General features: G+C 63.8%; 3 protein-coding genes. 2 read left to right on the top strand and 1 reads right to left on the bottom strand.

The features are described from left to right. Window positions 1-218 (bottom strand): DUF3263 domain-containing protein (locus A2J02_RS09685; protein WP_231911429.1); only part of this gene is annotated, 218 nt, incomplete at its 3' end. Between the two features lie 392 nt (window positions 219-610). On the opposite strand from A2J02_RS09685, the gene A2J02_RS28645 reads away from it, so the two are divergent. Both A2J02_RS28645 and A2J02_RS09675 read left to right on the top strand, forming a co-directional pair. Then, window positions 611-1153, top strand: a complete 543-nt coding sequence (locus A2J02_RS28645) for a hypothetical protein (protein ID WP_156516165.1) — start codon at window positions 611-613, stop codon at window positions 1151-1153. A gap of 293 nt (window positions 1154-1446) precedes the next feature. After that, window positions 1447-1758 (top strand): hypothetical protein (locus tag A2J02_RS09675; protein WP_068049635.1); only part of this gene is annotated, 312 nt, incomplete at its 3' end.

Here is a 1758-nt window from a genome sequence, read left to right as displayed (position 1 = left end):
CGGCATACGTGCAGCAAAGCGTCCGTGGTCCGGGAATCGAGGTCGACGGGCCGCGCGGGGTCGGCCAGCAGGTGTCGCAGCCTGCGGAAATACGTCTCCGGCGGAATCCCGAAGGCAACCATGATGTCCTCGGCGTCGCCGCCCCCGTACGGCATCCACTGCACGGCGAACGCGAGCATCCGATCTCGCTCGTGCGGGGTGTCAGGTGTCAGCGGCATTACTGCAGTATCACCCGGCCCGTCGACCGTCGCAGCCGCCGCGAGCAACCATAGGGCGACGGACAGGTGAACAGTGAACAAACGCCCTGAATGTGACTCCACTCTGTCAGGAACGCAGACCAGTGAGCACTACGACACCGACCCGTCCGCGCGGCTGGCCCCGGCCCAGTCCTGAGGACGAGCGGGTCGCCGATGATCGATATCGACGGGGCGACTCGATCGGTGCCATGCCGACCCATGGATTATCGTCGCCTGTGGGCCCGCAAACTACACCGGCGTCCTCGACAACCTCGAACGCTTCGACGGTACCGCCACCCACCTGCTCTACATCTGACCAGCAAGCTCTAGGGGTGTGGTGCGCTTACGATGCGACCATGTCTAGAAGACGCAGCGTGGCTATCGGTGGAGTCGCGCTGCTCATTGTTGTCGCCGGGGCTACGTTCTGGTTTCAATCCCGCGGCGAATCGGTAGCCTTACCGGCAGGTCAGGTCGTCCCGCAGGCATCTTGCCTTGCCCCGAACGTCGTCGTGAGTGCGATGCCTGGTGCCGCGACCAGTAATCCCGGTATCCCTAATGCCCCAGTCGCAGGCGCACTTCCGGCCACCTTCGATGCAGTGGGCTTTGTGGTGTGTGAATTTTACGGTGACCGACCGGAGAACGGCACGCAGATAATGCGCCAGACCGAACGCGCAGGCGGGGACGTGGTCGGTGCGCTAGCGGTTGTGAACACACCGACCGACCCACCCCGCGATCCAGAGGATTGCGATGCTGTCGGCTCAGCGCCGATCCCGGTGGTGTGGGCTGTAGATCCACAATCTCGCGCAGTGCGCCTCGAGCTGCCGAAAGACAGCTGTGGTCAACTCAAGGGCGACCCGCTCACGGCCATCGAAAGAGTACCTGCGGTCACCACACAGGAGTATGAACTCCCGGCGTAAGGCAGTGGGAGGTGCGCCACGGACGGCGCACCTCCCACTGCGTTACCGAATGCCTGACTATTCGGTGTACGGATCCACTGGTTCTCGATCGACTCACGCATCTCGACTACTGGAGCAGGTTCCTCGACTACCGCACCCCTAGAGGAGAGATAGAAGCCCTCAAGCTCCCCCGCTCTACGCGCCACCACCCTGCATGCCCGTGTCAGGGCAGGCGGCTCACCTGACACTGTGGGAACTCGCCGCAGGGGGGGAATGCGTGGAGTCGGAGCGACCGGCGTCGCTACGCTGAGCCGGTGACCTGTACAGGTGTCGTTGCGGTGTGGAGTGGTGAAGAAGGGTGGGGCGTCGTCGAGTCGGCCGACACTCCCAGCGGCTGCTGGGTTCACATCAGCATGTTGCGGGCGATCACCCTGCCTCCGACACGCGAGCACGAGACGGTTTACATCACAGGCTCCAGCGTCGACCTGGTCGAAGGTGAGACCGTAGATTTCGAGTGGGAGCAGGTACCGCAAGACGGGTACGACTACCGCGGAATCAGCGTCAGGCCTCCTCGGGACGGTCCCACCCGAACCATCCGCTGGGAGTACGGTCGCGATCGGCATCCA

The sequence above is a fragment of the Rhodococcus sp. EPR-147 genome (assembly GCF_001647185.1).
Taxonomy (GTDB): Bacteria; Actinomycetota; Actinomycetes; order Mycobacteriales; family Mycobacteriaceae; genus Rhodococcoides.
The sequence above is the reverse complement of the archived record's forward strand: the minus strand, read 5'-3'. Positions and strand labels throughout refer to the sequence as shown.